The organism is Geodermatophilus sp. URMC 62, from assembly GCF_052931475.1.
In genome coordinates, this window is sequence record NZ_JBRFHY010000001.1 from 3,935,501 (window position 1) to 3,958,040 (window position 22,540).

Here is a 22,540-nt window from a genome sequence, read left to right on the forward strand (position 1 = left end):
GGACACCCCCCAGGCCATAGACTGCCCCGGCGGTGAGACGGCGCCGCGCGACGACGTCATGGCACGTCGCGGAGCAGGTCGGGTCCTGAGGGGGCGCTCGTGGCTGGTGGCAATGCGATCCGGGGTACGCGGGTCGGTGCGGGTCCGATGGGGGAGGCGGAACGCGGGGAAGCAGCGCCGCGCAACCGCATCGGCTACTGGTGCAGCCAGGGGCACGAGACGCGGGTGGCCTTCGCCACCGACGCCGAGGTGCCCGAGCTGTGGGACTGCCCGCGGTGTGGTCTCCCGGCCGGCCAGGACGAGCAGGCCCCGCCCCCCGCGCCGCGCACCGAGCCCTACAAGACGCACCTCGCCTACGTCCGCGAGCGGCGCAGCGACGCCGACGGCGACGCCCTGCTCGAGGAGGCCCTCGCCAAGCTCCGGGCCCGCCGCGGCGCCTGAGCGGCCCGCCGCGACGATCAGGTGACCTGATCGCGCGGTGTCCTCCCCGACGTCCCACGGTGCGGTAGGACACTCGACGACCAGGTCACCTGATCATCGCCCGTGGACCGGGCGCACCCCGCCGGTCAGTCCGCGGCGCCGGGCAACCGGCCGGCCGCCGCGGCGTCGAGCAGCCAGCGCGTGGCCCGGCGGCCGCGGGCGCCCGCGGCGGGCAGGTCGACGGGCGCCGCGCCGCCGAGCGCGCTCGCCACCGCGTCGGCCTTGCCTTCGCCGGAGACCAGCAGCCACACCTCCTCGGCACTGGCGATCGCGGTGAAGCCGAGGCTCACCCGGGTGGGCGGCGGCTTCGGGCAGTCGCGGACGGCGACCACCGGCCGCTCGTCGGTCGCCGCGGGGGAGTGCGGGAAGATCGACGCGACGTGGCCCTCCGGTCCCATCCCCAGCAGCAGCACGTCGAAGCGCGGGAGCGGGCCCTCGCCGGCCGCGGCGGCCAGCTGCCCGGCGTACCACTCCGCGGCCGCCTCGGGCCCGTCGAACCCGGCGTCGGAGGCGGGCATCGCGTGCACCCGCTCCGCGGGCACCCCGACCCGGTTCAGCAGCGCCTCGCGGGCGCCCTTCTCGTTGCGCTCGTCGTCGTCGGCGGGCACGAAGCGCTCGTCGCCCCACCACACGTCGACCGCCGTCCAGTCGACCTGCTGACCGGGGGCCGGCTCCTCGGCCAGCTGCGCCACCTGCCGCAGCACCGCGGTGCCCACGCCGCCGCCGGTCAGCACCACCGACGCCGTCCCGTGCACCGCCTGCGCCGCGGCGAGCCGGGCCACGAGGGCGGCCGCGGCCGCCCGGGCCAGCACCTCGGCGTCGGGCTCGACGACGACGTCGGGCACCGGCCCGTCGGTCCGCTCGGCCAGCCGGGCGACGATGCGGTCCCCCGGGGACTGCGTCACCGGACGGTCTCCGGCGCGGTCGGGTCCGGGCTGTCTTGCTCGCCGTGCTGCGCGACCTCGTCGGCACCCTCGGAATCCAGGGGCACGGTCGGCGCCGCACCGTGCGGGCTGTTCTGCCCGACCTGGTCCCCGGCGAGCGGGGCGTCCTTGTGCTCGGCCGGGTCGACCCAGACGTGCGCGCGGACCGACTCCCGGCCGACCAGGCCGGAGATCCCGGTGGCGGCCTCCAGCGCCTCGGCGTAGGGCTCGTCGGGGTCCAGCCGCCGCAGTTCCTCGCCGAGCAGGTCGCCGAGCGGGCGCTCGGGCAGCGCCATGGTGGCGTCGGGCCGGTAGGGCTGGCTGATCACCGCGCCGCCGCGGCGGTCGGCGTGGACCCGGACCTCCTCGTGCTGGTCCAGCTGCAGCACGACCGCGTCGACGCCGCTGGGGCCGGAGTGGCGGGGAGTGGGGACGACGTCGATGGGGCAGCCGCAGCGCGACTGCAGCCAGCCGGCCAGCAGCCGTGCCGTGGCCGCGCCCGGCTCGCCCTCGACCTGGCCGCCGAGCACCTGGACGGCGTCACCGCGGCGGCCGGACACCGAGTCCAGGGCCGAGGTGAGGGTCGCCCGCCACGGGGTGGCGCGGGTCCAGGCCAGGTCGGTGTCGCCGGGGGCGTAGTCCTGGGCGCGGGTGCGCAGCGCCCGCAGCTGGTCGGCCGCCGTCGTGCTGTCGGTGATCCGCCGGTCGGCGATGACCGCCAGCGCGTCGGTGGTCAGCTGCGTCGGCGCGTCGCAGTGCCACCAGGTGACCACGGGCGCGTCGGCGGCCAGCAGCGGCAGCACGACCGACTCGGCGTGCAGCGCCAGCCGCCCGTACATGCGCATGACGACGGCCTCACCGGGGCCCAGCCGGCCGCCGATCGACACCTCGGCGTCCAGCCGCGGTACCGGCGCCTCGATCTGCCGCCGGACGACGACGAGGATCCGGCAGGGGTGCTGCTCGGCGGCCGTCGTGGCCGCCTCCTCGGCCTCGGTGACCCGGCTCTCGTCGGCGACGACGACCAGCGTCAGCGCGACCCCGGACAGCACCGCGCCGCCGGTCCGCCGCTGGGCGGCCAGCTCCTTCACCACGGCCGAGCCGGTGGTGTCCCACAGCGTCGTCACGGCGTCTCCTCGTCTGGGTGGTGGGCTTCGTGGGACGGGTTCACGGACGCCGCCACCGGCGGCCCTCGGCGGCGAGCATGTCGTCGGCCGCGCGCGGGCCCCACTCGCCGGCCCGGTACGGCTCCGGGGTGCTGCCGGCCCAGAACGCCTCGAGCGGGTCGATGACCGACCAGGACGCCTCGACCTCGGCGTTGCGGGGGAACAGCGTGGCGTCGCCGAGCAGCACGTCGAGCAGCAGCCGCTCGTAGGCCTCGGGGCTGGACTCGGTGAACTGCTCGCCGTAGAGGAAGTCCATGGACACGTCCCGGACCTCCATGACGCTGCCGGGCACCTTCGACCCGAACTTGAGGGTGACCCCCTCGTCGGGCTGCACGCGCACGACCAGCTGGTTGTTGCCCAGCTCCTCGGTGTCGGTGTCGGCGAAGGGCAGGTGCGGTGCCCGCTTGAACACCAGCGCGATCTCGGTGACGCGGCGCGGCAGCCGCTTGCCGGTGCGCAGGTAGAAGGGGACCCCGGCCCAGCGGCGGGTCTCCACGCCGAGCCGGACGGCGGCGAAGGTCTCGGTCGTGGAGTGCGGGTCGACGCCCTCCTCCTGCCGGTAGCCCCTGGCCCGCTGGCCGGCCAGCCAGCCCTGCTCGTACTGCCCGCGGACGGCGAAGGTGCGCAGGTCCTCGGGCAGCGAGACCGCCCGCAGCACCTTGAGCTTCTCCGTCCGGATCTCGTCGGCCGAGAACTCGACCGGCTCCTCCATCGCGGTCAGCGCCAGCAGCTGCAGCAGGTGGTTCTGCAGCACGTCGCGGGCCGCGCCGGTCTTCTCGTAGAAGCCCGCGCGGCCGCCGATGCCGACGTCCTCGGCCATGGTGATCTGCACCGAGTCGACGTGGTGGCCGTTCCACACCGGCTCGAACAGCTCGTTGGCGAAGCGCAGCGCCATCAGGTTCTGGACGGTCTCCTTGCCCAGGTAGTGGTCGATGCGGAAGACGTCCTCGGCGCTGAACACCGAGTCGACCAGCTCGTTCAGCGCGCGGCTGGAGGCCAGGTCGGTGCCGAAGGGCTTCTCGACGACGACGCGGCGCCACCGGTCGGCGGTGCTCTCGGCCATGCCGGTGCGCTGCATCTGCTTGAGCACGACCGGGAACATCGCCGGCGGGATCGACAGGTAGAACGCCGCGTTGCCGCCGATGCCGTGGCTGCTCTCCAGGTCGGCGAGTGCGTTGGCGAGCGCGTCGAAGGCGTTGTCGTCGTCGAAGGAGCCCTGGACGAAACGGACGTTGGCGGCCAGCCGCTCCCACACCTCCTCGCGCCACTCGGTGCGGGCGGCCTTGCGGGCGGCGTCGCGGGCCAGCTCGGCGAAGTCCTGGTCACCCCAGTCGCGCCGGGCGAAGCCGAGCAGCGCGAAGTTGGTGGGGAGCAGCCCCCGGTTGGCCAGGTCGTAGACGGCCGGCAGGAGCTTCTTGCGGGCCAGGTCCCCGGTGATGCCGAAGACCACGAGCGCGCACGGTTCGGGGACGCGCGGCAGCCGCCGGTCGCGCGGGTCCCGGAGCGGGTTGGGGATCATGGACCCTCCTCGAGGGTGGAGCCGGGGCGTCCGGCCGGGAGACGGCTCCCGGCCGGGCGCTGTGTGGGTCGAGGGCGGAGTGAGTCGGGGGCGGAGTGAGTCGGGGCGAAACGGGTCGGGGGCGAGGCGGGTTGGCCCGGTCCGGGGCGGCCTCAGCTGAGGGCGCGCAGCAGCTGGTCGGTGCCTGCCGACCGGTCGGTCAGGTGCAGGTGCAGCAGGGGGCGCCCGCGCTCGGCCAGCGCCCGCCGGTCGCCGGCGGCCTGGGCGGCCTGCAGCGCGCCGAAGGACCACGGCCGGCCGGGCACCGGGAGGTCCTGCTCCACCGCTCCGGTGACCTGCAGGAACGCGCCGACCTGCGGTCCGCCCCGGTGGTACTGGCCGGTGGCGTGCAGGGACCGCGGCCCCCACCCGAAGGTGACCGCGTGCCCGGTCCGCCGGGCCAGCGCGGCCCGCAGCTCTCCGGCGCGGGCGTCGGCGTCCCGGTCGAGGAAGGCCGTGACCGCCAGGTAGCCCCGCGGCGGGACCGCGGCCAGCAGCGCGTCGAGGGCCAGGGTCAGGGCGTCGGTCCGCGACAGGTCGACCCCGTCCAGCACACCGCCCGGGGCGTGCAGCTGCACCGCGCCCACCGTCGCCACCGGCCGCTCGGCGGGCAGGCCGTCGTCCAGGACGCGGGCGGTGTCCGCCGCGCTCCCGGCGACGTCGGGCTGGTCGAACGGGTTGATCCCGAGCACCCGTCCGGCCACCGCCGTCGCGTACTCCCAGCCGAGGAACTGCGCGCCCAGCGGGCCGGTGACGCCGATCGAGGGCCGGCCCTCCACCGGGTCGCCGCCGACGACGGCCAGCAGCGCGTCCGGCGCCGCCGCACCGGGGGCGGTGACGGACTCGAGGACGACGGGCAGCAGCCCGCGGCCCTGCTTGCCGGTGGACCCGGCGACCAGCTGCTCGACCCAGGGGCCGAGACCCTCGATCCGGGTGCCGTCGCCGCCCGGGCCGCCGTCGGCCAGTGCGATCTTGTCGCGGCCGGTGCGGAAGCCCGCGCCCATCGCCACCCCGAGCTCCAGGGCCGGGTTGCGCGGTTCGGTGAGGTGCTCGGCGAGGTCGGCGGCGTCCTCGAGCAGCGGGGCGACGTCGACGCCGGCCAGCGCGGCGGGGACCAGGCCGGAGGCCGACAGCGCGCCGTAGCGGCCGTCGGCGTCGGGGGCCGCGAGGAACACCGCACGGGCGCCCATCGCCGCCGCCGTCTCCGCCGGCGCCGACCCGGGCTCGGCGACGACGACGAACCGGCGGCCGACCTGGGCCTCGTCCAGCCCCGCCGCGGTGAGGGCGGCGAGGAACGCGCGCCGGTGGCTGTCGGTCTCCACCGGGTCGCCGGACCCCGGGCCGAGCACGACCACGGTGCGGTCGAGGTCTGTCATCGCCGCGGCGACCTGGCCGGGGTCGGTGCTGTCGAGCACCACCAGTGGCACGCCCGCCGTCCGGCAGACGACCTCGGCCGCCAGTGCGGCGCCGCCGGTCCCGGCGAGGACGACGCGGTCCAGGCCCTCGTCCGCGAGCTCGGCGCGCAGTGCGGTCAGCCGGGCGAGGAGCTCCCGGCTGGTCGCCGGCAGGTCGAGCCAGCCGAGCAGCGCGGAGGCCTCGTGCTCGGCCTCGGGGCCCCAGAGGGTGGCGTCCTCGGCGACCAGTCGGGCGGCGACGTCGTCGCCGGCCAGCCGGGTGCGGACGACCTCCGGGACCTCGAGACCGCGGCAGGAGACCTCCAGGGTCACGCCTTGTCCTCCAGCTGCTCGCGCACCGAGGCGGTCAGCTCGTCCCACGAGTCGACGAACTTCTGCACGCCCTCGTCCTCCAGGACGCGGAAGACGTCGTCGAGGTCGACCCCGGCGTCGGCGATCGCCTGCATGGTGGCCGCGGCGTCGTCGTAGGTCTTCTGCACCGGGGTGCCGGCCTCGCCGTGGTCGGCGTAGGCCTTCATCGTCTTCTCCGGCATCGTGTTGACCGTGCCGGGGGCGATGAGCTCGCTGACGTAGAGCGTGTCGGTGTACTCGGGGTTCTTCACCCCGGTCGAGGCCCACAGCGGCCGCTGCGGGCGGGCGCCCTTCGCCTCCAGCGCCTTCCAGCGGTCGGAGGAGAAGACCTCCTCGTAGGCCTGGTAGGCCAGCTGTGCGTTGGCCAGCGCCGCCTTGCCCTTGAGGTGGTCGGCGCCGGCCTTCTCCAGGCGCTTGTCGATCTCGGTGTCGACGCGGGAGACGAAGAACGACGCCACCGAGGCGATGCCGGACAGGTCGGCGTCGGCGTCGTCGGCCAGCCGCTGCTCCAGCCCGGAGAGGTAGGCGTCCATGACGGCGCGGTACCGCTCGAGACTGAAGATGAGGGTGACGTTGACGCTGATGCCCCGGGCGATCGAGGTGGTGATCGCCGCCAGCCCCTCCTGGGTGGCCGGGATCTTGATGAACAGGTTGGGCCGGTCCACCAGCCACCACAGGTGCGCCGCCTCGGCCGCGGTGGCGTCGGTGTCGTGGGCCAGGCCGGGGGCGACCTCCAGCGACACCCGGCCGTCGCCGGGCTGCCGCTGCGCGACCGGAGCCAGCAGGTCGCAGGCGTCGCGGACGTCGGCGGCGGTGATCGTCCGCAGCGCCTCCTCGACGCTCACCTCCCGCACCGCGAGGGCGTGCAGCTGGTCGTCGTAGGACTCCGACCCGCTGATCGCCGCGGCGAAGATCGTCGGGTTGGTGGTGACGCCGACGACGGAGTACTCGTCGACCAGCGACTGCAGGTTCCCGCTGCGGATGCGGTCGCGGGAGAGGTCGTCGAGCCAGACGGCGACCCCTGCCGACGACAGCTCGGCCAGCTTCTCGTTCTGTGCCATGTCGGTTGCCCTTCTAGATGGGTGAGGATCGGCCCCGCTGCAGGGTCCCGCCGCGAGCCTGCGAGCGGTGGGGGCAGCGGGGTCCTTCATCGGTCGCCGGTCGGGTGGGGGAGCCCGCCGGTCGCTGCAACCGGTCCGGCGGGGACGGCGTTCCCGGAACGGGCCGCCTCGATGCTCTCGCGGGCCGCGGCGACGACGGCCTCGTCGGTCAGCCCGAACTCCTCGTAGAGCACCGAGTAGGCCGCGCTGGCGCCGTAGTGGGTGAGGCCCACGATCCGGCCGGCGTCGCCGACGAACTCCCGCCAGCCCATGGGGACGCCGGCCTCGACGCTCACCCGGGCGCGGACCGACGGCGGCAGCACCTCGTCCTTGTAGGCCTGGTCCTGGTCGGCGAACCACTCGACGCAGGGCACCGACACCACGCGGGTCGGGACGCCGTCGGCCTCCAGGCGCTCGCGGGCGGCGACGGCGATCTGCACCTCCGAGCCGGTGCCCAGCAGGATCACCTCCGGCTGCCCGGTGCTCGCGTCGGCCAGCACGTAGGCGCCGCGGGCGGTGCCCTCGGCCGACCCCATCTGCGAGCGGTCGAACACCGGCAGGTTCTGCCGCGACAGCAGCAGGCCGGCCGGGCGGTCGTTGTTCTCCAGGACCGTCCGCCAGGCGACGGTCACCTCGTTGGCGTCGGCCGGGCGGACGACGTCGAGGCCGGGGATGGCGCGCAGCGCGGCGAAGTGCTCGATCGGCTGGTGGGTCGGGCCGTCCTCGCCCAGGCCGATCGAGTCGTGCGTCCACACGTAGGTGACCGGCAGCTGCATGAGCGCGGCCAGCCGCACCGCGCCGCGCATGTAGTCGGAGAAGGTGAGGAAGGTGCCGCCGTAGACGCGGGTGCCGCCGTGCAGCGCGATGCCGTTCATGATCGAGCCCATGGCGTGCTCGCGGACGCCGAAGTGCAGGGTGCGCCCGTAGGGGCCGCCGCTCCACATCTTCGTCTGGCGGTCGGCCGGCAGGAACGACGGCTCGCCCTCGACGGCGGTGTTGTTGCTCTCCGCCAGGTCGGCCGACCCGCCCCACAGCTCGGGCAGCGCCGGGTAGAGCGCGGCGAGCACCTTGCCCGACGCCTTGCGGGTGGCCACGCCCTTGGGGTCGGCGTCGAAGGTGGGCAGCCCGTCCGCGAAGCCCTCCGGCAGCCGGCGCTCGCGCATGCGGTCGAGCAGGGCGGCCCGCTCGGGCTCGGACTGCGCCCACGCGTCGAAGCGCTGCTGCCACTCGGCGTGCTCCTGCTGCCCCTTCTCCACGACCGAGCGGGCGTGGGCGATGACCTCGTCGTCGACCTGGAAGGTCTGCCCGGGGTCGAAGCCGAGGATCTCCTTGGTGGCCCGCACCTCGTCCTCGCCGAGGGCGGAGCCGTGCGCGGCGCCGGTGTTCTGCTTGTTCGGCGCCGGCCAGCCGATGATCGTCCGCAGCACGATCATCGACGGGCGCCCGGTCTCGGCCTTCGCGGCGGCGAACGCGGCGTCGACCGCGGCCAGGTCCTCGCCGTCGTCGACGTGCTGGACGTGCCAGCCGTAGGCCTCGTAGCGCTTGCCGACGTCCTCGGTGAACGCGACGTTCGTGTCGTCCTCGATGGAGATCCTGTTGTCGTCGTAGACCAGCACCAGGTTGCCCAGCTGCTGGGTGCCCGCCAGCGACGACGCCTCGCCGCTGACGCCCTCCTCCAGGTCGCCGTCGGAGGCGAAGGCCCAGATCGTGTGGTCGAAGACGCTCTCGCCCTCGGGGGTGTCGGGGTCGAGCAGGCCGCGCTCGCGGCGGGCGGCCATGGCCATGCCCACGGCGTTGCCGACGCCCTGGCCGAGCGGGCCGGTCGTGGTCTCGACGCCCGGGGTGTGGTTGACCTCGGGGTGGCCCGGGGTCTTCGAGCCCCAGGTGCGCAGCGCCTGCAGGTCCTCGAGCTCGAGGCCGTAGCCGGAGAGGTAGAGCTGGACGTAGAGGGTCAGGCTCGAGTGGCCCATCGACAGGACGAACCGGTCCCGGGCGACCCAGTTCGGGTCGCTCGGGTCGTGCCGCAGCCACTTGTGGAAGAGCAGGTAGGCCGTGGGCGCCATGCTCATCGCGGTGCCGGGGTGCCCGTTGCCGACCTTCTGGACGGCGTCCATGGCCAGCACGCGCGCGGTGTCGACGGCGCGGCGGTCCAGATCGCCGAAGCCCTCGGGCAGCGTCGGGTGCGGCTGGCGCGGAGAGCCGGTGGGCGAGTCGGTGGCGGCCTCGGCCGGGGCCTCGGACTCGGTGCTCTTCGTGTCGTTGGCCTGAGTGGTCATGTCGGGCGCTGCTCCTCGAGATCGGCCGTGGACAGGGCCGCCCGGGGACCGGGGTGTCCCGTGCTCCCGGGCGGATGACGCGGTGCGGTGCCCGGCAGGGCGCCGTGCCTCCGGGCATCGGTGACCCGAGACCTCCGTCGTCGTCGCCGACGGCCCTACCCGCTGTCCCCCCGGCGTCAACGTGATCGGACCCTAGTCATCCCGGGCCGTCCCCGCCGTGGCCGCGGGCTACAGTGGGATCCGTTCCGTCGCCGGTCTGAAGGGACCTCCGTGCTGCCGTCCTGCCCGGTGGTGCCCTGCCGCCCGCGCACGGGGGAGACCGTCCGGTGACGGCCGTCTCCGAGCGACCGGTCGTCTCCGCCCGCCGCCTGTCCGAGGTGGTGGGCGCCTACGTCGCGCTCACCAAGCCCAAGCTCGTCGAACTGCTGCTGGTGACGACGCTGCCGGCGATGATGATGGCCGCCGACGGGTGGCCCTCCTGGCAGCTCGTGGCCGCCACGATGGTCGGCGGCATGTTCGCCGCGGGCGCGGCCAACACGTTCAACTGCTGGTACGACCGGGACATCGACCGGCTGATGTCGCGCACGCGCAACCGGCCGATCCCCTCCGGGGTGGTGTCCCCGCGGGCGGCCCTGGTGTTCGGGGCGGTCCTCGCCGTGGCCTCGCTGGCCCTGCTCTGGGTCGCCACCACGCCGCTGGCCACGGCGCTGGCCGCGGTCGCCATCCTGGCCTACTCCGTCGTCTACACGATGGTGCTCAAGCGCCGGACCCGGCACAACACCGTCTTCGGGGCCTTCCCCGGGGCGGCGCCGGTGCTCATCGGGTGGGCGGCGGTGACCGGGTCGCTGGACTGGCCGGCGCTCGCCTTCTTCGGTGTCGTCTTCTGCTGGCAGATGCCGCACTTCTGGGCGCTGGCCAGCCGGTACCGCGACGACTACGCCCGCGCCGGCGTCCCCATGCTGTCGGTGGTCGCCGGCCCGGCGAGCGTCGGGCGGCAGTCGGTCGCGTGGGCGTGGGCGACCCTCGGGGCCACCTTGCTCATGGGGTCGGTCACCCCGGTCCTGAACTGGGCCTTCGCCATCGGGGGAGGCCTCCTCGGCGCGTGGTACGTGGCCGAGTCCCACCAGTGGCTGAACCGGATCCGCGCCGCGGTGCCCGACCGGCCGATGAAGCTGTTCTCGGTGTCGATCACGCACATGACGCTGCTGTCCATCGCGATCGCCGTCGACGTCCTCGTCTGACCCGCCGACGGCGTCAGCGATGCTCTCCGCATGACGACGCGGGGAACGGTGCGGGTCTGGCGCGACGCCGAGGGCTGGGGCGTCGTCGACTCCCCGGAGACGCCCGGGGGCTGCTGGGTCCACTTCAGCCACGTCCTCGTCCCCGGCTACCGCACACTGAGGCCGGGCCAGGAGGTCGAGCTGGAGCACGAGACGGCGGTGCAGGACGGCTACGCACACCGCGCGGTGCGGGTCTGGCCGGCCGGGTCCGAGCCGGTGGACGCGTCGGTCGAGCCGCTCGGGGGCGCCTACACCAGCACGCTGAGCCTGACCCTCGACGACGACCCGCGTTGAGCCCCTGACCGACGGGCCCCGTGCGCCCCAGGTGCTCGGGAGTCCGGGGTCTCAGCGGGTGACGGCGGCGGGGACGGCGGGGGCGTCGAGCGGCTGCTCGCTCGCCGGGCCACGGACCGACCACACCAGCCGGGCGGTGGCCACGGTGATCAGCACCGCGCCGAGCATGTGGAGCAGGACCAGCACCACCGGCAGCCCGGTGAAGTACTGCGCGAAGCCGACCAGCCCCTGCAGCAGCTGGACGACCAGCAGGTCGCGGGCGGCACGCGTGACGCGGCCGGGGGCGTCGGTGGCGTACAGCGCCACGAGCAGCGCCACGGTCAGCCCGACGAGCAGGAACACGACGTCGGCGTGCAGCTGGCTGATCGCCCTCAGGTCGAAGCCCATGCGGTCGCCGGTCGGGACGTCGTTCACGTCGACGTCGCCGCTGTGCGGCCCGCTGCCGGTCACCAGGGTCCCCAGCACCAGCACGGCGGCGGTCACCGCGGCGATCCCGCCGGTCAGGAGGGCGAGCGGACGGCGGACGACCGGCTGGCCGACGCCGGGCTCCCGGGACCGCAGCCACAGCACGGCCGCGATCGCGATGAGCACCGTCGAGATGAGGAAGTGCGCGGCGACGGTCCAGGGGTTCAGCCCGGTGAGCACCGTGATGCCGCCCAGTCCCGCCTGGGCGGGGATGCCGAGGAAGCTGAGCAGGGCCAGCGGGCGCAGGTCGCGGCGCGCAGACCGCCAGACCGCCACGACCACGGCCAGGGCCACGGCGGCGAGCACGAAGGTCAGCGTCCGGTTGCCGAACTCGATGACGCCCCGGACGCCCATCTCGGGCGTGGTGACCAGGCTCTCCTCGGTGCAGGTGGGGAACGTCGGGCAGCCCAGCCCGGAACCGGTGAGCCGGACGGCGCCGCCGGTGACGACGATCGCGCCGTTGGCGACCAGGTTGACGAGGGCGACCCGCGAGACCAGCGAGGGGGTGACCTGCACGTCCCGATGCTAGCCGCGCCGGCGGGCACCGCCCGTTCGCCGAGGGCGGATCACAGGGCGGAAGCGCGGGCCGGCCTCCCGTGCTCTACCGGGTGCCAGCGGCGCACGCGCCGCTCCCGGTGTCGGTGCGGCCATCCGGGTACGGGCTCCCTCAGCGGGAGCCCTCCGGCAGGGCCCACCGACCGCTCCGACCCCCTTGGACGTGAGGCATGACCACCCCCTTCTACCCGGGCCCCTACGGCAGCCCCTTCGACGACTTCTTCTCCCGCTTCATCGGCGGCGGGCAGCAGCCGCAGCGGCAGCGCATCGACATCACCCAGTTCCTCAGCCAGCAGGCGCGCGAGCTGGTCAACGCCGCGGCGCACCAGGCGGTGGCCGGCGGCAGCGCCGACCTCGACACCGAGCACCTGCTGTGGGCCATGACCGGCGACGAGACGACCCGCCAGTTCCTGGCCCGCACCGGCCTGGACCCCGACCAGCTGCGGGCCCAGCTGGAGCCGCAGCTGCAGCGCGGGGAGCCCCGCGACGAGCCGCCGTCGCTCACCCCGGCCGCCAAGCGGGCCCTGCTCGACGCGCACCGCGTCTCCCGCGCGCTCGGCTCGACCTACATCGGCCCCGAGCACCTGCTGTTCGCCCTGGCCGTCAACCCCGACTCCCCGGGCGGGCGCGTGCTGCGCGAGCGGGGCGTCACCCCGGAGGCGCTGCAGCAGGCCGCGACCGGGAGTCCCCAGCCCGGCGGCGGGCGCCCCGGCGGGCCCGGCCAGCCCGGCTCGTCGAACACCCCCACGCTCGACGAGTTCGGCCGCGACCTGACCCAGATGGCCCGCGACGGCCGCATCGACCCGGTCATCGGCCGCGAGGCGGAGATCGAGCAGACCGTCGAGGTGCTGTCCCGGCGGCGGAAGAACAACCCGGTGCTCATCGGCGAGGCCGGCGTCGGCAAGACGGCGATCGTCGAGGGCATCGCCGCGCAGATCGTCGAGGGCGACGTCCCCGAGACGCTGCGCGGGCGGCGGCTGGTCGAGCTCGACCTGACCGGCCTGGTCGCCGGCACCCGCTACCGCGGTGACTTCGAGGAGCGGGTCAAGAAGATCATCGACGAGATCCGCGAGCACTCCGACGAGGTGATCGTCTTCATCGACGAGCTGCACACCGTCGTCGGCGCCGGCTCCTCCGAGGGCTCCGGCGGCGCGGGCAACATGCTCAAGCCGGCCCTGGCCCGCGGCGAGCTGCACATCATCGGTGCGACCACGCTCGACGAGTACCGCCGCAACATCGAGAAGGACGCGGCGCTGGAGCGCCGGTTCCAGCCGATCCTCGTCAGCGAGCCCGGCGTCGAGGACACCGTGTCGATCCTCTGCGGGCTGCGCGACCGGTACGAGGCGCACCACGGGGTGCGCTTCACCGACGAGGCGGTCCGCGCCGCGGTGGAGCTCTCCGACCGCTACGTGACCGACCGGCACCTGCCCGACAAGGCGATCGACCTCATCGACCAGGCCGGCGCGCGGGTCCGCCGGCGGGTGAAGACCCCGCCCACCGACCTGCGCGGCCTCGAGCAGGAGGTCGAGCGGCTGCAGCGGGAGAAGGACCAGGCGGTCGCGGCCGAGCAGTACGAGCGGGCCTCGGAGCTGCGCGACCAGCTCGCCGAGGCGCAGGCGCGCATCGAGCAGGCGCGGTCCGGCGGCGGGCAGTCCGGCGTCCCGGAGGTGGGCGTCGAGGACATCGCCGAGGTGGTCTCCCGGCAGACCGGCATCCCGGTGGCCCAGCTGACCCAGGAGGAGGTGCAGCGGCTGCTCGACCTGGAGGGGCGCCTGCACCAGCGGGTGGTCGGCCAGGACGACGCCGTCCGCGTGGTGGCCGAGGCGGTGCGCCGCTCGCGCGTCGGCCTGGGTGACCCCGACCGGCCGATCGGCAGCTTCCTGTTCCTCGGCCCGACCGGCGTCGGCAAGACCGAGCTGGCCCGCGCGCTGGCCGAGGCCCTCTTCGGCGACGAGGACCGGATGGTGCGGCTGGACATGAGCGAGTTCCAGGAGCGGCACACCGTCAGCCGCCTGGTGGGCTCCCCGCCCGGGTACGTCGGCTACGAGGACGCCGGCCAGCTCACCGAGGCCGTGCGCCGCCGTCCCTACTCGGTGGTGCTGCTCGACGAGATCGAGAAGGCGCACCCCGACGTCTTCAACACCCTCCTGCAGGTGCTCGACGACGGCCGGCTCACCGACTCCCAGGGCCGCACCGTCGACTTCACGAACACCGTGCTGATCATGACGAGCAACCTGGGCTCGGAGCTCATCCAGGGCCGCAACGCCCCGCTGGGCTTCGGCACCGGCGACGGCGCGGCGGCCGACGCCGGGCTGCGGGACCGCCTGGTGCGGCGGCTGCGCGAGTCGTTCCGGCCGGAGTTCCTCAACCGGATCGACGAGGTCGTCGTGTTCCAGCAGCTGGAGAGCGAGCAGCTGCAGCAGATCACGCGGCTGCTGCTCGACGAGACCCGCCGCCGGCTGTCGGCCCAGGGCATCGAGGTCGCCTTCACCGACGAGGCCGTCGCCTGGATCGCCGACCGCGGCTTCGAGCCGCAGTTCGGCGCCCGGCCGCTGCGCCGGGCGATCCAGCGGGAGGTCGACAACCCGCTGGCGCGGCTGCTGCTCGACGGCCGGGTGGGCGCCGGGCGCCAGGTCACCGTCGGCGTCCGCGACGGCGCGCTCGACCTCGAGGTCGCCGGCGCGGAGGTGGCCGGCCAGCGGTGACCTCCCTGTCGTGACCTGCCCCGTGCGGCCCCCGACCTGGACGGTCGGGGGCCGCACGGGTTAGGGCGACCTTGGTTGCAGGCCTCCCGAAATAGGACACAATCGTGTTGTGGAAAGCGACGCGGGGCAGGTGGGGACGGTGCGGGCCGACGACGTCCGCACCCGCGACCGCGTGACCGCGCTGCTGCTCGAGCACGGTCCGCAGAGCGCCAGCGAGCTGGCCGGCCGGCTCGGCATCAGCCCGGCCGCCGTGCGCCGGCACCTCGACGCCCTGGCCGCGCGCGGCCGGGTCGAGGAGCGCGCCGCCCCCGGCACGCGCCGGGGGAGGGGCCGGCCCGCCCGCCGCTTCCACCTCACCGACGCCGGGCGCTCCGGCTTCGGGCACGCCTACGACGACCTGGCCCTCACCGCCCTGCGCCACGTCGCCGCCTACGGCGGGCCGGACGCCGTCCGCGCCGTCGCCGAGGCGCAGCTGGCCGGGCTCGAGCAGCGTGCCTCCGACGCCGTGGCCCGCGCCTCGGGCGCCCCCGTCGACCGTGCGCAGGCCCTGGCCGAGGCGCTCACGACCGAGGGCTACGCTGCCTCGGCCTCGGCGATCTCCGGCGGCGGGCAGCTCTGCCAGCACCACTGCCCGGTGGCGCACGTCGCGGCGGAGTTCCCGCAGCTGTGCGAGGCCGAGACGGCGGTGATCGGCCGGCTGGTGGGTACGCACGTGCAGCGCCTGGCCACGATCGCCCACGGCGACGGCGTCTGCACCACGCACATCCCCGGCCCGCGGCGGCCGGGGCCGGTCCCGGCCGGCAGTGGCCAGGACCGCACCCGCGGGAGGAACAGATCCCCGCTCGCGGGCCCTGTACCAGGTGAGCGGGCAGCGCGATCGCCGCGCACCGCACCGTCCACCAGCACCACCCCCACGAACGACCGGGAGAGGACGCCCGCATGACCAGCACGCAGCAGCCGGTGGCCGGCACGCCGTTGACGCAGGACGAGCAGATCGACCAGCTCGGCCGCTACCAGTACGGCTGGGCCGACACCGACGTCGCCGGGGCCTCCGCCCGCCGCGGCCTCTCCGAGGACGTCGTCCGGGACATCTCGGCGCGCAAGAGCGAGCCCGAGTGGATGCTCGAGCGCCGCCTCAAGGCCCTCAAGCTCTTCGGCCGCAAGCCCATGCCCGACTGGGGCTCGGACCTCTCCGGCATCGACTTCGACAACATCAAGTACTTCGTGCGCTCGACCGAGGCCCAGGCCGCCTCCTGGGACGAGCTGCCCGAGGACATCAAGAACACCTACGACAAGCTGGGCATCCCCGAGGCGGAGAAGCAGCGGCTGATCGCCGGTGTCGCGGCCCAGTACGAGTCCGAGGTCGTCTACCACAAGATCCGCGAGGACCTCGAGGAGCAGGGTGTCGTCTTCCTCGACACCGACACCGCCCTCAAGGAGCACCCGGACCTGTTCCGCGAGTACTTCGGCACGGTCATCCCCTCCGGCGACAACAAGTTCGCCGCGCTGAACACCGCGGTGTGGTCGGGTGGCTCGTTCATCTACGTGCCGAAGGGCGTGCAGGTCGAGATCCCGCTGCAGGCCTACTTCCGGATCAACACCGAGAACATGGGCCAGTTCGAGCGGACGCTGATCATCGTCGACGAGGGCGCCTACGTGCACTACGTCGAGGGCTGCACCGCGCCGATCTACAAGTCGGACTCGCTGCACTCCGCGGTCGTCGAGATCATCGTCAAGAAGAACGCGCGCTGCCGGTACACGACCATCCAGAACTGGTCGAACAACGTCTACAACCTGGTCACCAAGCGGGCGATCGCCCACGAGGGCGCGACCATGGAGTGGATCGACGGCAACCTCGGCTCCAAGGTCACCATGAAGTACCCGGCCGTGTGGATGACCGGCGAGCACGCCAAGGGCGAGGTCCTGTCCATCGCCTTCGCCGGCGAGGGCCAGCACCAGGACGCCGGCGCCAAGATGGTGCACGCCGCGCCGAACACCTCCTCGACCATCGTCTCCAAGTCGGTGGCCCGCGGCGGTGGCCGCACCTCCTACCGCGGCCTCGTGCAGATCGACGAGGGCGCGCACGGCTCGAGGTCCACGGTCAAGTGCGACGCCCTGCTGGTCGACACGATCAGCCGGTCGGACACCTACCCCTACGTCGACGTCCGCGAGGACGACGTCGCGATGGGCCACGAGGCGACCGTCTCCCGGGTCAGCGAGGACCAGCTCTTCTACCTGATGAGCCGCGGCCTGTCCGAGGACGAGGCGATGGCGATGGTGGTGCGCGGGTTCGTGGAGCCGATCGCCCGCGAGCTGCCCATGGAGTACGCCCTCGAGCTCAACCGCCTGATCGAGCTGCAGATGGAAGGTGCCGTCGGCTGATGCCGGACCAGAACGCCCCCAGCACCACCGGTCTCACCACCGAGTCGGCGACCCTCGCCGGCGAGCTGTTCGGCGAGGGCGTCGGCACACAGGCCGGCCCCCCGGCGGTGCCCGCCACCGGCACCGGCACCGCCGGGCAGGCCGCCCCGGGCGCGCACTCGCACGGCGGGACGGCGCCGACCGGCTCGCCGGCCGAGCGGTTCACCTCGACCGACCCGGACGCCTTCGGCGTGCCCACCGGCCGCGAGGAGACCTGGCGCTTCACCCCGATGCGCCGGATCCGCCCGCTGCTCGACGGCGCCCCGTCCGACGCCTCCCTCGCGTGGGAGACCGACCTGCCCGAGGGCGCCGAGCTGGCCGGCGTCGACGCCGACGACCCGCTGCTCAAGGGCCTGCCCGAGCCGGCCGACCGGCTGGCTGCGCTGGCCCGCCAGCGCAGCGGCGGCGCCGTCGTCGTCCGCATCGCGCGGGAGGCGCAGCTCGACCGCCCGGTCACCCTCGGCCTGACCGGCACCGGGTCCGACGAGGTGGTCTGGGGCCAGCTCGTGATCGAGGTCGGCGCGTTCGCGCGGGCCACCGTCGTCCTCGACCACAGCGGCCTGGCGCGCTACGCCGGTGGCGTCGCCGTCCTCGTGGGCGACGGCGCGCAGGTGACGGTCGTGTCGGTGCAGGACTGGGCCCCCGGCGCGGTGCACGCCGGGCAGTTCGACGCCGTCGTCGGCCGGGACGCCTCCGTCAAGCAGGTCGTGGTCACCCTGGGCGGCGACCTGGTCCGGCTGGTGAGCAACGTGCAGTACGCCGGCCCCGGCGGGGCCGCGGAGCTGCTCGGCGTCTACTTCTCCGACGAGACGCAGCACCAGGAGCACCGGCTCTGGGTCGACCACGCGGTGCCCAACTGCACCAGCAACGTGCTCTACAAGGGCGCGCTGCAGGGCGAGGGCGCGCGGACGGTGTGGATCGGCGACGTGCGGATCCGCCCGTCGGCCACCGGCACCAACACCTACGAGCTCAACCGCAACCTGGTGCTCACCGACGGCGCCCGCGCCGACTCGGTGCCCAACCTGGAGATCGAGACCGGCGAGATCGTCGGCGCCGGCCACGCCAGCGCCACCGGCCGCTTCGACGACGAGCAGCTGTTCTACCTGTGCTCGCGCGGCATCGACGCCGAGACCGCCCGCCGCCTGGTGGTGCGCGGCTTCTTCGCCGACGTCGTCTCCCAGATCGGGGTCGACGCGCTGCAGGACCGGCTGATGCGCTCGATCGAGACCCGCCTGGGCGCCCTGCCCGGCCTCGACGAGCAGCCGGTCGAGGTGGCCTGAGCCATGGCCTTCGAGCGGGTCTGCGGACTGTCCGAGGTGCCCGAGGACGGTGCGCTGCGGATCGAGCTGGCCGACGTCGACGTGGCCGTCGTCCGGTACGAGGGCGAGGTCTACGCACTGCAGGACGTCTGCTCGCACGCCGAGGTCCCGCTGTCCGAGGGCGACGTCGAGACCGTCGACGGCGCCCCCACCATCGAGTGCTGGCTGCACGGGTCGTGCTTCGACCTGCGCACCGGCGAGCCCACCAACCTGCCGGCCACCGAGCCGGTCGATGTCTACCCCGTGCGCCTGGAAGGGGAGGACGTGCTGGTCGACACCAAGAGCACCGGCCGCCTCCCGCTGGCGTCAGGCAGCTGAGGAGCGAGAAGAGAAGTGTCGGTTCTGGAGATCCGCGACCTGCACGTCAGCGTGGGCGAGGGGGACGACGCCAAGGAGATCCTCCGCGGCGTCGACCTGACCGTCCGGTCGGGTGAGACGCACGCCATCATGGGGCCGAACGGCTCGGGCAAGTCGACCCTGGCCTACTCGATCGCCGGCCACCCCAAGTACACGATCACCGGCGGCACGGTGACCCTCGACGGCGAGGACGTCCTCGCGATGACCGTCGACGAGCGCGCCCGCGCCGGCCTGTTCCTGGCCATGCAGTACCCGGTCGAGGTGCCCGGCGTCTCGGTGTCGAACTTCCTGCGCACCGCGGCCACCGCGGTCAAGGGCGAGGCCCCGAAGCTGCGCACCTGGGTCAAGGACGTCAAGACCGAGATGGCCGGCCTGGAGATGGACCCGGCGTTCGCCGAGCGCAACGTCAACGAGGGCTTCTCCGGTGGTGAGAAGAAGCGCCACGAGATCCTGCAGATGCGGCTGCTCAAGCCGCGCATCGCGATCCTCGACGAGACCGACTCCGGCCTCGACGTCGACGCGCTGCGGGTCGTCTCCGAGGGCGTCAACCGCACGCGCGCGGAGGGTGACGTCGGCGTCCTGCTGATCACCCACTACACGCGGATCCTGCGCTACATCCAGCCCGACTTCGTGCACGTGTTCGTCGCGGGCCGGGTCGTCGACGAGGGCGGCCCCGAGCTGGCGGCCAAGCTCGAGGACGAGGGCTACGCCGCCTATGTCAAGGACTCCAACGAACAGGCGAGCGCCGAGAAGGCCGCCTCGGAGGTGGCATCCGCATGACCCAGACCGTCTCGCGTCCCGCTGGTGGGGCGCAGAAGCAGCCCCTCCCGCTGGACGTCGAGGCGATCCGGGCGGACTTCCCGATCCTGTCGCGCACCGTCCGCGACGGGAAGCGGCTGGTCTACCTCGACTCCGGCGCCACCTCGCAGAAGCCCCGCAGCGTCCTGGACGCCGAGCGCGACTTCTACGAGAACCACAACGCCGCTCCGCACCGCGGCGCCCACCAGCTCGCCGAGGAGGCCACCGGCCTCTACGAGGCGGCCCGGGCGAAGATCGCGGAGTTCATCGGCGCCGCCGTCGAGGAGGTCGTGTTCACCCGCAACACGACCGACGCGGTCAACACCGTCGCCTACGCGCTGTCCAACGCCGCCACGGCGAAGGAGCCGTCGTTCCGCCGGTACGCCGTCGGGCAGGGCGACGAGATCGTCGTGACCGAGATGGAGCACCACGCCAACCTGGTGCCCTGGCAGCAGCTGTGCGAGCGCACCGGCGCCACGCTGCGCTGGCTGGGCCTGACCGACGACGGCCGCCTCGACCTCTCCGACCTCGCCACCGTGGTCAACGAGCGCACGAAGCTGGTCGCGGTCACCCAGCAGTCGAACATCCTGGGCACCATCAACCCGCTGGAGCCGATCGTGGCCCGGGCGCGGGAGGTCGGCGCGCTGGTGCTCGTCGACGGCGCGCAGTCGGTGCCGCACCAGCCGGTCGACGTGACCACCCTCGGCGCGGACTTCCTCGTGTTCTCCGGCCACAAGATGCTCGGACCCACCGGCGTCGGCGTGCTGTGGGGCCGCTACGACGTCCTCGACGCGCTGCCGCCGTTCCTCACCGGCGGGTCGATGATCGAGGTCGTGCGCATGGAGGGCAGCACCTTCATGCCGCCGCCGCAGCGCTTCGAGGCCGGCGTCCCCATGACCGCGCAGGTGATCGGGCTCGGCGCCGCGGTGGAGTACCTGCAGGGCCTCGGCATGGACCGGGTCCAGGCGCACGAGGAGGCACTGACCGAGTACGCCCTCCAGCAGCTGCAGGCGATCCCCGGCGTCACCGTGATCGGCCCGCCCGACACCGTCGCCCGCGGAGGGGCGATCTCGTTCACCGTCGAGGGAATCCACCCGCACGACGTCGGCCAGGTGCTCGACGACCTCGGCATCGCCGTCCGCGTCGGGCACCACTGCGCCTGGCCGGTGGTCCGCCGCTACGGCGTCCCGGCCACCACGCGGGCCACGTTCTACGTGCACACCGGCTACGACGACGTCGACGCGCTCGTGGAAGGTGTGCGGGCCGCGCAGCGTTTCTTCGGAGTGACGCCGGAGGAGGCAACCGCCTGATGCAGCTGCAGTCGATGTACCAGGACATCATCCTGGACCACTACCGCAACCCCCACGGCCGCGGACTGCGCGACCCGTTCGAGGCCGAGGTGCACCACGTCAACCCGACCTGCGGGGACGAGGTGACGCTGCGGGTGCACCTCGACGGCGAGACGATCGCCGACGTGTCCTACGAGGGCATGGGCTGCTCGATCAGCCAGGCCTCGGTCTCGGCCATGTACGACCTGGTGGTCGGCCGCTCCGTCACCGACGCGCTGGCCACCGGCGACTCGTTCATGACGCTCATGCAGTCCAAGGGCGACACGGTCGTGGCCGAGCAGCTCGAGGACGAGCTCGAGGACGCCGTCGCCTTCGCCGGGGTGTCGAAGTACCCGGCGCGGATCAAGTGCGCGCTGATGAGCTGGATGGCCCTCAAGGACGCCTCCGCCCGCGCACTGGCGGCCACCCCCGTGTCCGCCGCCCCCACCGCCGCCCCGACTGGAGGACAGGCATGAGCGAGACCACCGAGAACGCGGCGACGCCGGAGCTGCCGGCCTACAAGTCGGCGCTGCTGGAGGACGTCGAGGAGGCCATGCGCGACGTCGTCGACCCCGAGCTGGGCGTCAACGTCGTCGACCTGGGCCTCGTCTACGGCATCGACGTCGACGACGACAACGTCGCGATCCTAGACATGACGCTCACCTCGGCGGCCTGCCCGCTGACCGACGTCATCGAGGACCAGGCGCGCACCGCGCTGACCGGCGGCCCCGGCCCCGGTCTGGTCGACGACATCCGGATCAACTGGGTCTGGATGCCGCCGTGGGGCCCCGACAAGATCACCGACGACGGCCGCGAGCAGCTGCGCGCCCTCGGCTTCCGCGTCTGAGCGAGGACCGCTCCGCAGGGGCGGCCTGAGCACCACGACACTGCCCGCACCCCTCGGGGTGCGGGCAGTCGTCGTCCGGGGACCGCCCGGCCGGGACGCCACCGGCCGCAGCTCAGCGCAGCCTCAGCGCAGCTCCGGCAGCCGGGCGCCGAAGCCGGCGACCGGCCGGGACTCGCGGCGGGCACCGAGGGCGAGCAGCGCCGTGCCGACGACGAGCACGCCGGCCAGCGGCAGCGGCAGCTCGACCAGCACCAGCCCCAGGGCCAGGGCCACCGCGGTGGTGGCCCCGACGACCAGCGGCGCCCGCACCGCCGCGCGCGCCGCCACCGCCATCCCCGCCGCGGCCAGCACCAGCACCAGCACCGGCCGCAGCGCGCCCGGCTGCACGACCGCGGCGACCGTCGAGGGCACCGCCGCGACGACGAGGCCCGGTCCCCACGTGGCCAGGACGGGCCGCGGGACAGCCGTGGGCCGGCGCCCAGCAGCAGACCGGCAGCGGCCGGCAGGCTCCAGGCCTCCACCGTCGTCGCGCCGGCCAGCGCCGCGCAGGTCCAGGCGGCGGCCACCAGCTCGGCCGAGCCGACCCGGCGGGTCGCGGCGGCCTCCTCCTGCGCTCCCGGGTCCGGCTGCCGGGCCACCGGCACCGCCCACCCGTGGCCGAGCAGCCCCTGCACCGCCAGGTGCAGGGCGAGCTGCCCCCACGCGTGGTCGACGGCGAGCACGACCAGCGCCGCGGCGGCACAGCCGGCACCCACCGCGCCCGTCGGACCGCGGACGTCGGCGGCCATCCCCGGGCGGGCGGCCAGCGTGGCGGCGAACAACGCGGTCAGGGCGGCCGCGGACGCGGCCGGCCCCAGGAGCCCCGCCGGCACCGCCAGCAGCGCCGCCGCGGCCAGGCAGCCGAC

General features: G+C 74.2%; 19 protein-coding genes. 12 read left to right on the forward strand and 7 right to left on the reverse strand.

Going from position 1 to position 22,540, the window contains the following annotated elements:
* Positions 1-99 precede the first annotated feature (99 nt).
* A complete protein-coding gene (locus tag ACU616_RS19085; RefSeq protein WP_446759990.1) occupies positions 100-441 on the forward strand; it encodes an RNA polymerase-binding protein RbpA in 342 nt (113 codons plus the stop codon).
* A gap of 125 nt (positions 442-566) precedes the next feature.
* Here the strand turns inward: ACU616_RS19085 and pgl are convergent, their stop codons facing one another.
* The 6 genes from pgl to tkt all read right to left on the reverse strand — a co-directional run bounded on the left by pgl (position 567) and on the right by tkt (position 9,266).
* Positions 567-1,385, reverse strand: coding sequence for a 6-phosphogluconolactonase (gene pgl / locus ACU616_RS19090; RefSeq protein WP_446759991.1), 819 nt, complete (start codon positions 1,383-1,385; stop codon positions 567-569).
* Complete coding sequence (locus ACU616_RS19095) at positions 1,382-2,527, reverse strand: glucose-6-phosphate dehydrogenase assembly protein OpcA (protein ID WP_446759992.1); 1,146 nt, start codon at positions 2,525-2,527, stop codon at positions 1,382-1,384. Before ACU616_RS19095 ends, pgl begins: the two co-directional genes overlap by 4 nt.
* Positions 2,528-2,567: 40 nt before the next feature.
* Positions 2,568-4,085 carry a glucose-6-phosphate dehydrogenase gene (gene zwf, locus ACU616_RS19100; RefSeq protein WP_446759993.1) on the reverse strand — a complete coding sequence of 506 codons (1,518 nt, stop codon included), beginning with the start codon at positions 4,083-4,085 and terminating at the stop codon, positions 2,568-2,570.
* Positions 4,086-4,237: 152 nt separating this feature from the next.
* Positions 4,238-5,851: a glucose-6-phosphate isomerase gene (locus tag ACU616_RS19105; protein WP_446759994.1), complete on the reverse strand. Its 1,614-nt coding sequence runs from the start codon at positions 5,849-5,851 to the stop codon at positions 4,238-4,240.
* A complete protein-coding gene (gene tal, locus ACU616_RS19110) occupies positions 5,848-6,951 on the reverse strand; it encodes a transaldolase (protein ID WP_446759995.1) in 1,104 nt (367 codons plus the stop codon). The genes ACU616_RS19105 and tal overlap by 4 nt, the downstream gene beginning before the upstream one ends.
* 86 nt (positions 6,952-7,037) lie before the next feature.
* Positions 7,038-9,266 carry a transketolase gene (tkt, locus tag ACU616_RS19115; RefSeq protein WP_446759996.1) on the reverse strand — a complete coding sequence of 743 codons (2,229 nt, stop codon included), beginning with the start codon at positions 9,264-9,266 and terminating at the stop codon, positions 7,038-7,040.
* Positions 9,267-9,592: 326 nt separating this feature from the next.
* Between tkt and ACU616_RS19120 the strand changes: the two genes are divergently transcribed.
* Positions 9,593-10,507: a heme o synthase gene (locus ACU616_RS19120; protein ID WP_446759997.1), complete on the forward strand. Its 915-nt coding sequence runs from the start codon at positions 9,593-9,595 to the stop codon at positions 10,505-10,507.
* A gap of 30 nt (positions 10,508-10,537) precedes the next feature.
* Complete coding sequence (locus ACU616_RS19125) at positions 10,538-10,840, forward strand: cold-shock protein (RefSeq protein ID WP_446759998.1); 303 nt, start codon at positions 10,538-10,540, stop codon at positions 10,838-10,840.
* Between the two features lie 51 nt (positions 10,841-10,891).
* Here ACU616_RS19125 and ACU616_RS19130 read toward each other — a convergent pair whose 3' ends face one another.
* Positions 10,892-11,821 carry a COX15/CtaA family protein gene (locus ACU616_RS19130; RefSeq protein WP_446759999.1) on the reverse strand — a complete coding sequence of 310 codons (930 nt, stop codon included), beginning with the start codon at positions 11,819-11,821 and terminating at the stop codon, positions 10,892-10,894.
* Between the two features lie 209 nt (positions 11,822-12,030).
* Between ACU616_RS19130 and ACU616_RS19135 the strand changes: the two genes are divergently transcribed.
* From ACU616_RS19135 to ACU616_RS19175, 9 genes are all read left to right on the forward strand, one after another.
* The gene (locus ACU616_RS19135; protein ID WP_446760000.1) at positions 12,031-14,565 is read left to right on the forward strand and encodes an ATP-dependent Clp protease ATP-binding subunit; all 2,535 of its coding nucleotides are present in this window, start codon (positions 12,031-12,033) and stop codon (positions 14,563-14,565) included.
* 109 nt (positions 14,566-14,674) lie between these two features.
* Positions 14,675-15,508 (forward strand): helix-turn-helix transcriptional regulator, encoded by an 834-nt coding sequence (locus ACU616_RS19140; protein WP_446760001.1) that lies wholly within the window; start codon positions 14,675-14,677, stop codon positions 15,506-15,508.
* Positions 15,505-16,947 carry a Fe-S cluster assembly protein SufB gene (gene sufB, locus ACU616_RS19145; protein WP_446760002.1) on the forward strand — a complete coding sequence of 481 codons (1,443 nt, stop codon included), beginning with the start codon at positions 15,505-15,507 and terminating at the stop codon, positions 16,945-16,947. Before ACU616_RS19140 ends, sufB begins: the two co-directional genes overlap by 4 nt.
* Positions 16,947-18,266, forward strand: coding sequence for a Fe-S cluster assembly protein SufD (gene sufD, locus ACU616_RS19150; RefSeq protein ID WP_446760003.1), 1,320 nt, complete (start codon positions 16,947-16,949; stop codon positions 18,264-18,266). Before sufB ends, sufD begins: the two co-directional genes overlap by 1 nt.
* Positions 18,267-18,269: 3 nt before the next feature.
* The gene (locus tag ACU616_RS19155) at positions 18,270-18,623 is read left to right on the forward strand and encodes a non-heme iron oxygenase ferredoxin subunit (protein WP_446760004.1); all 354 of its coding nucleotides are present in this window, start codon (positions 18,270-18,272) and stop codon (positions 18,621-18,623) included.
* Between the two features lie 15 nt (positions 18,624-18,638).
* On the forward strand, positions 18,639-19,442 hold the full coding sequence (sufC, locus tag ACU616_RS19160) for a Fe-S cluster assembly ATPase SufC (protein WP_446760005.1): 804 nt from the start codon (positions 18,639-18,641) through the stop codon (positions 19,440-19,442).
* Positions 19,439-20,770 (forward strand): cysteine desulfurase, encoded by a 1,332-nt coding sequence (locus tag ACU616_RS19165; protein WP_446760006.1) that lies wholly within the window; start codon positions 19,439-19,441, stop codon positions 20,768-20,770. Before sufC ends, ACU616_RS19165 begins: the two co-directional genes overlap by 4 nt.
* A complete protein-coding gene (gene sufU, locus ACU616_RS19170; protein ID WP_446760007.1) occupies positions 20,770-21,264 on the forward strand; it encodes a Fe-S cluster assembly sulfur transfer protein SufU in 495 nt (164 codons plus the stop codon). The genes ACU616_RS19165 and sufU overlap by 1 nt, the downstream gene beginning before the upstream one ends.
* On the forward strand, positions 21,261-21,635 hold the full coding sequence (locus ACU616_RS19175; RefSeq protein WP_446760008.1) for a metal-sulfur cluster assembly factor: 375 nt from the start codon (positions 21,261-21,263) through the stop codon (positions 21,633-21,635). The genes sufU and ACU616_RS19175 overlap by 4 nt, the downstream gene beginning before the upstream one ends.
* The last annotated feature ends 905 nt before the right edge of the window (positions 21,636-22,540 follow it).

Excerpts from the sequence above, each read along its gene's own strand:
- zwf (WP_446759993.1), bottom strand. The coding sequence starts at position 4,085 with ATGATCCCCAACCCGCTCCGGGACCCGCGCGACCGGCGGCTGCCGCGC.
- tal (WP_446759995.1), bottom strand. The coding sequence starts at position 6,951 with ATGGCACAGAACGAGAAGCTGGCCGAGCTGTCGTCGGCAGGGGTCGCC.
- tkt (WP_446759996.1), bottom strand. The coding sequence starts at position 9,266 with ATGACCACTCAGGCCAACGACACGAAGAGCACCGAGTCCGAGGCCCCG.
- ACU616_RS19125 (WP_446759998.1), top strand. The coding sequence starts at position 10,538 with ATGACGACGCGGGGAACGGTGCGGGTCTGGCGCGACGCCGAGGGCTGG.
- ACU616_RS19135 (WP_446760000.1), top strand. The coding sequence starts at position 12,031 with ATGACCACCCCCTTCTACCCGGGCCCCTACGGCAGCCCCTTCGACGAC.
- sufB (WP_446760002.1), top strand. The coding sequence starts at position 15,505 with ATGACCAGCACGCAGCAGCCGGTGGCCGGCACGCCGTTGACGCAGGAC.
- sufD (WP_446760003.1), top strand. The coding sequence starts at position 16,947 with ATGCCGGACCAGAACGCCCCCAGCACCACCGGTCTCACCACCGAGTCG.
- ACU616_RS19155 (WP_446760004.1), top strand. The coding sequence starts at position 18,270 with ATGGCCTTCGAGCGGGTCTGCGGACTGTCCGAGGTGCCCGAGGACGGT.
- ACU616_RS19165 (WP_446760006.1), top strand. The coding sequence starts at position 19,439 with ATGACCCAGACCGTCTCGCGTCCCGCTGGTGGGGCGCAGAAGCAGCCC.
- sufU (WP_446760007.1), top strand. The coding sequence starts at position 20,770 with ATGCAGCTGCAGTCGATGTACCAGGACATCATCCTGGACCACTACCGC.
- ACU616_RS19175 (WP_446760008.1), top strand. The coding sequence starts at position 21,261 with ATGAGCGAGACCACCGAGAACGCGGCGACGCCGGAGCTGCCGGCCTAC.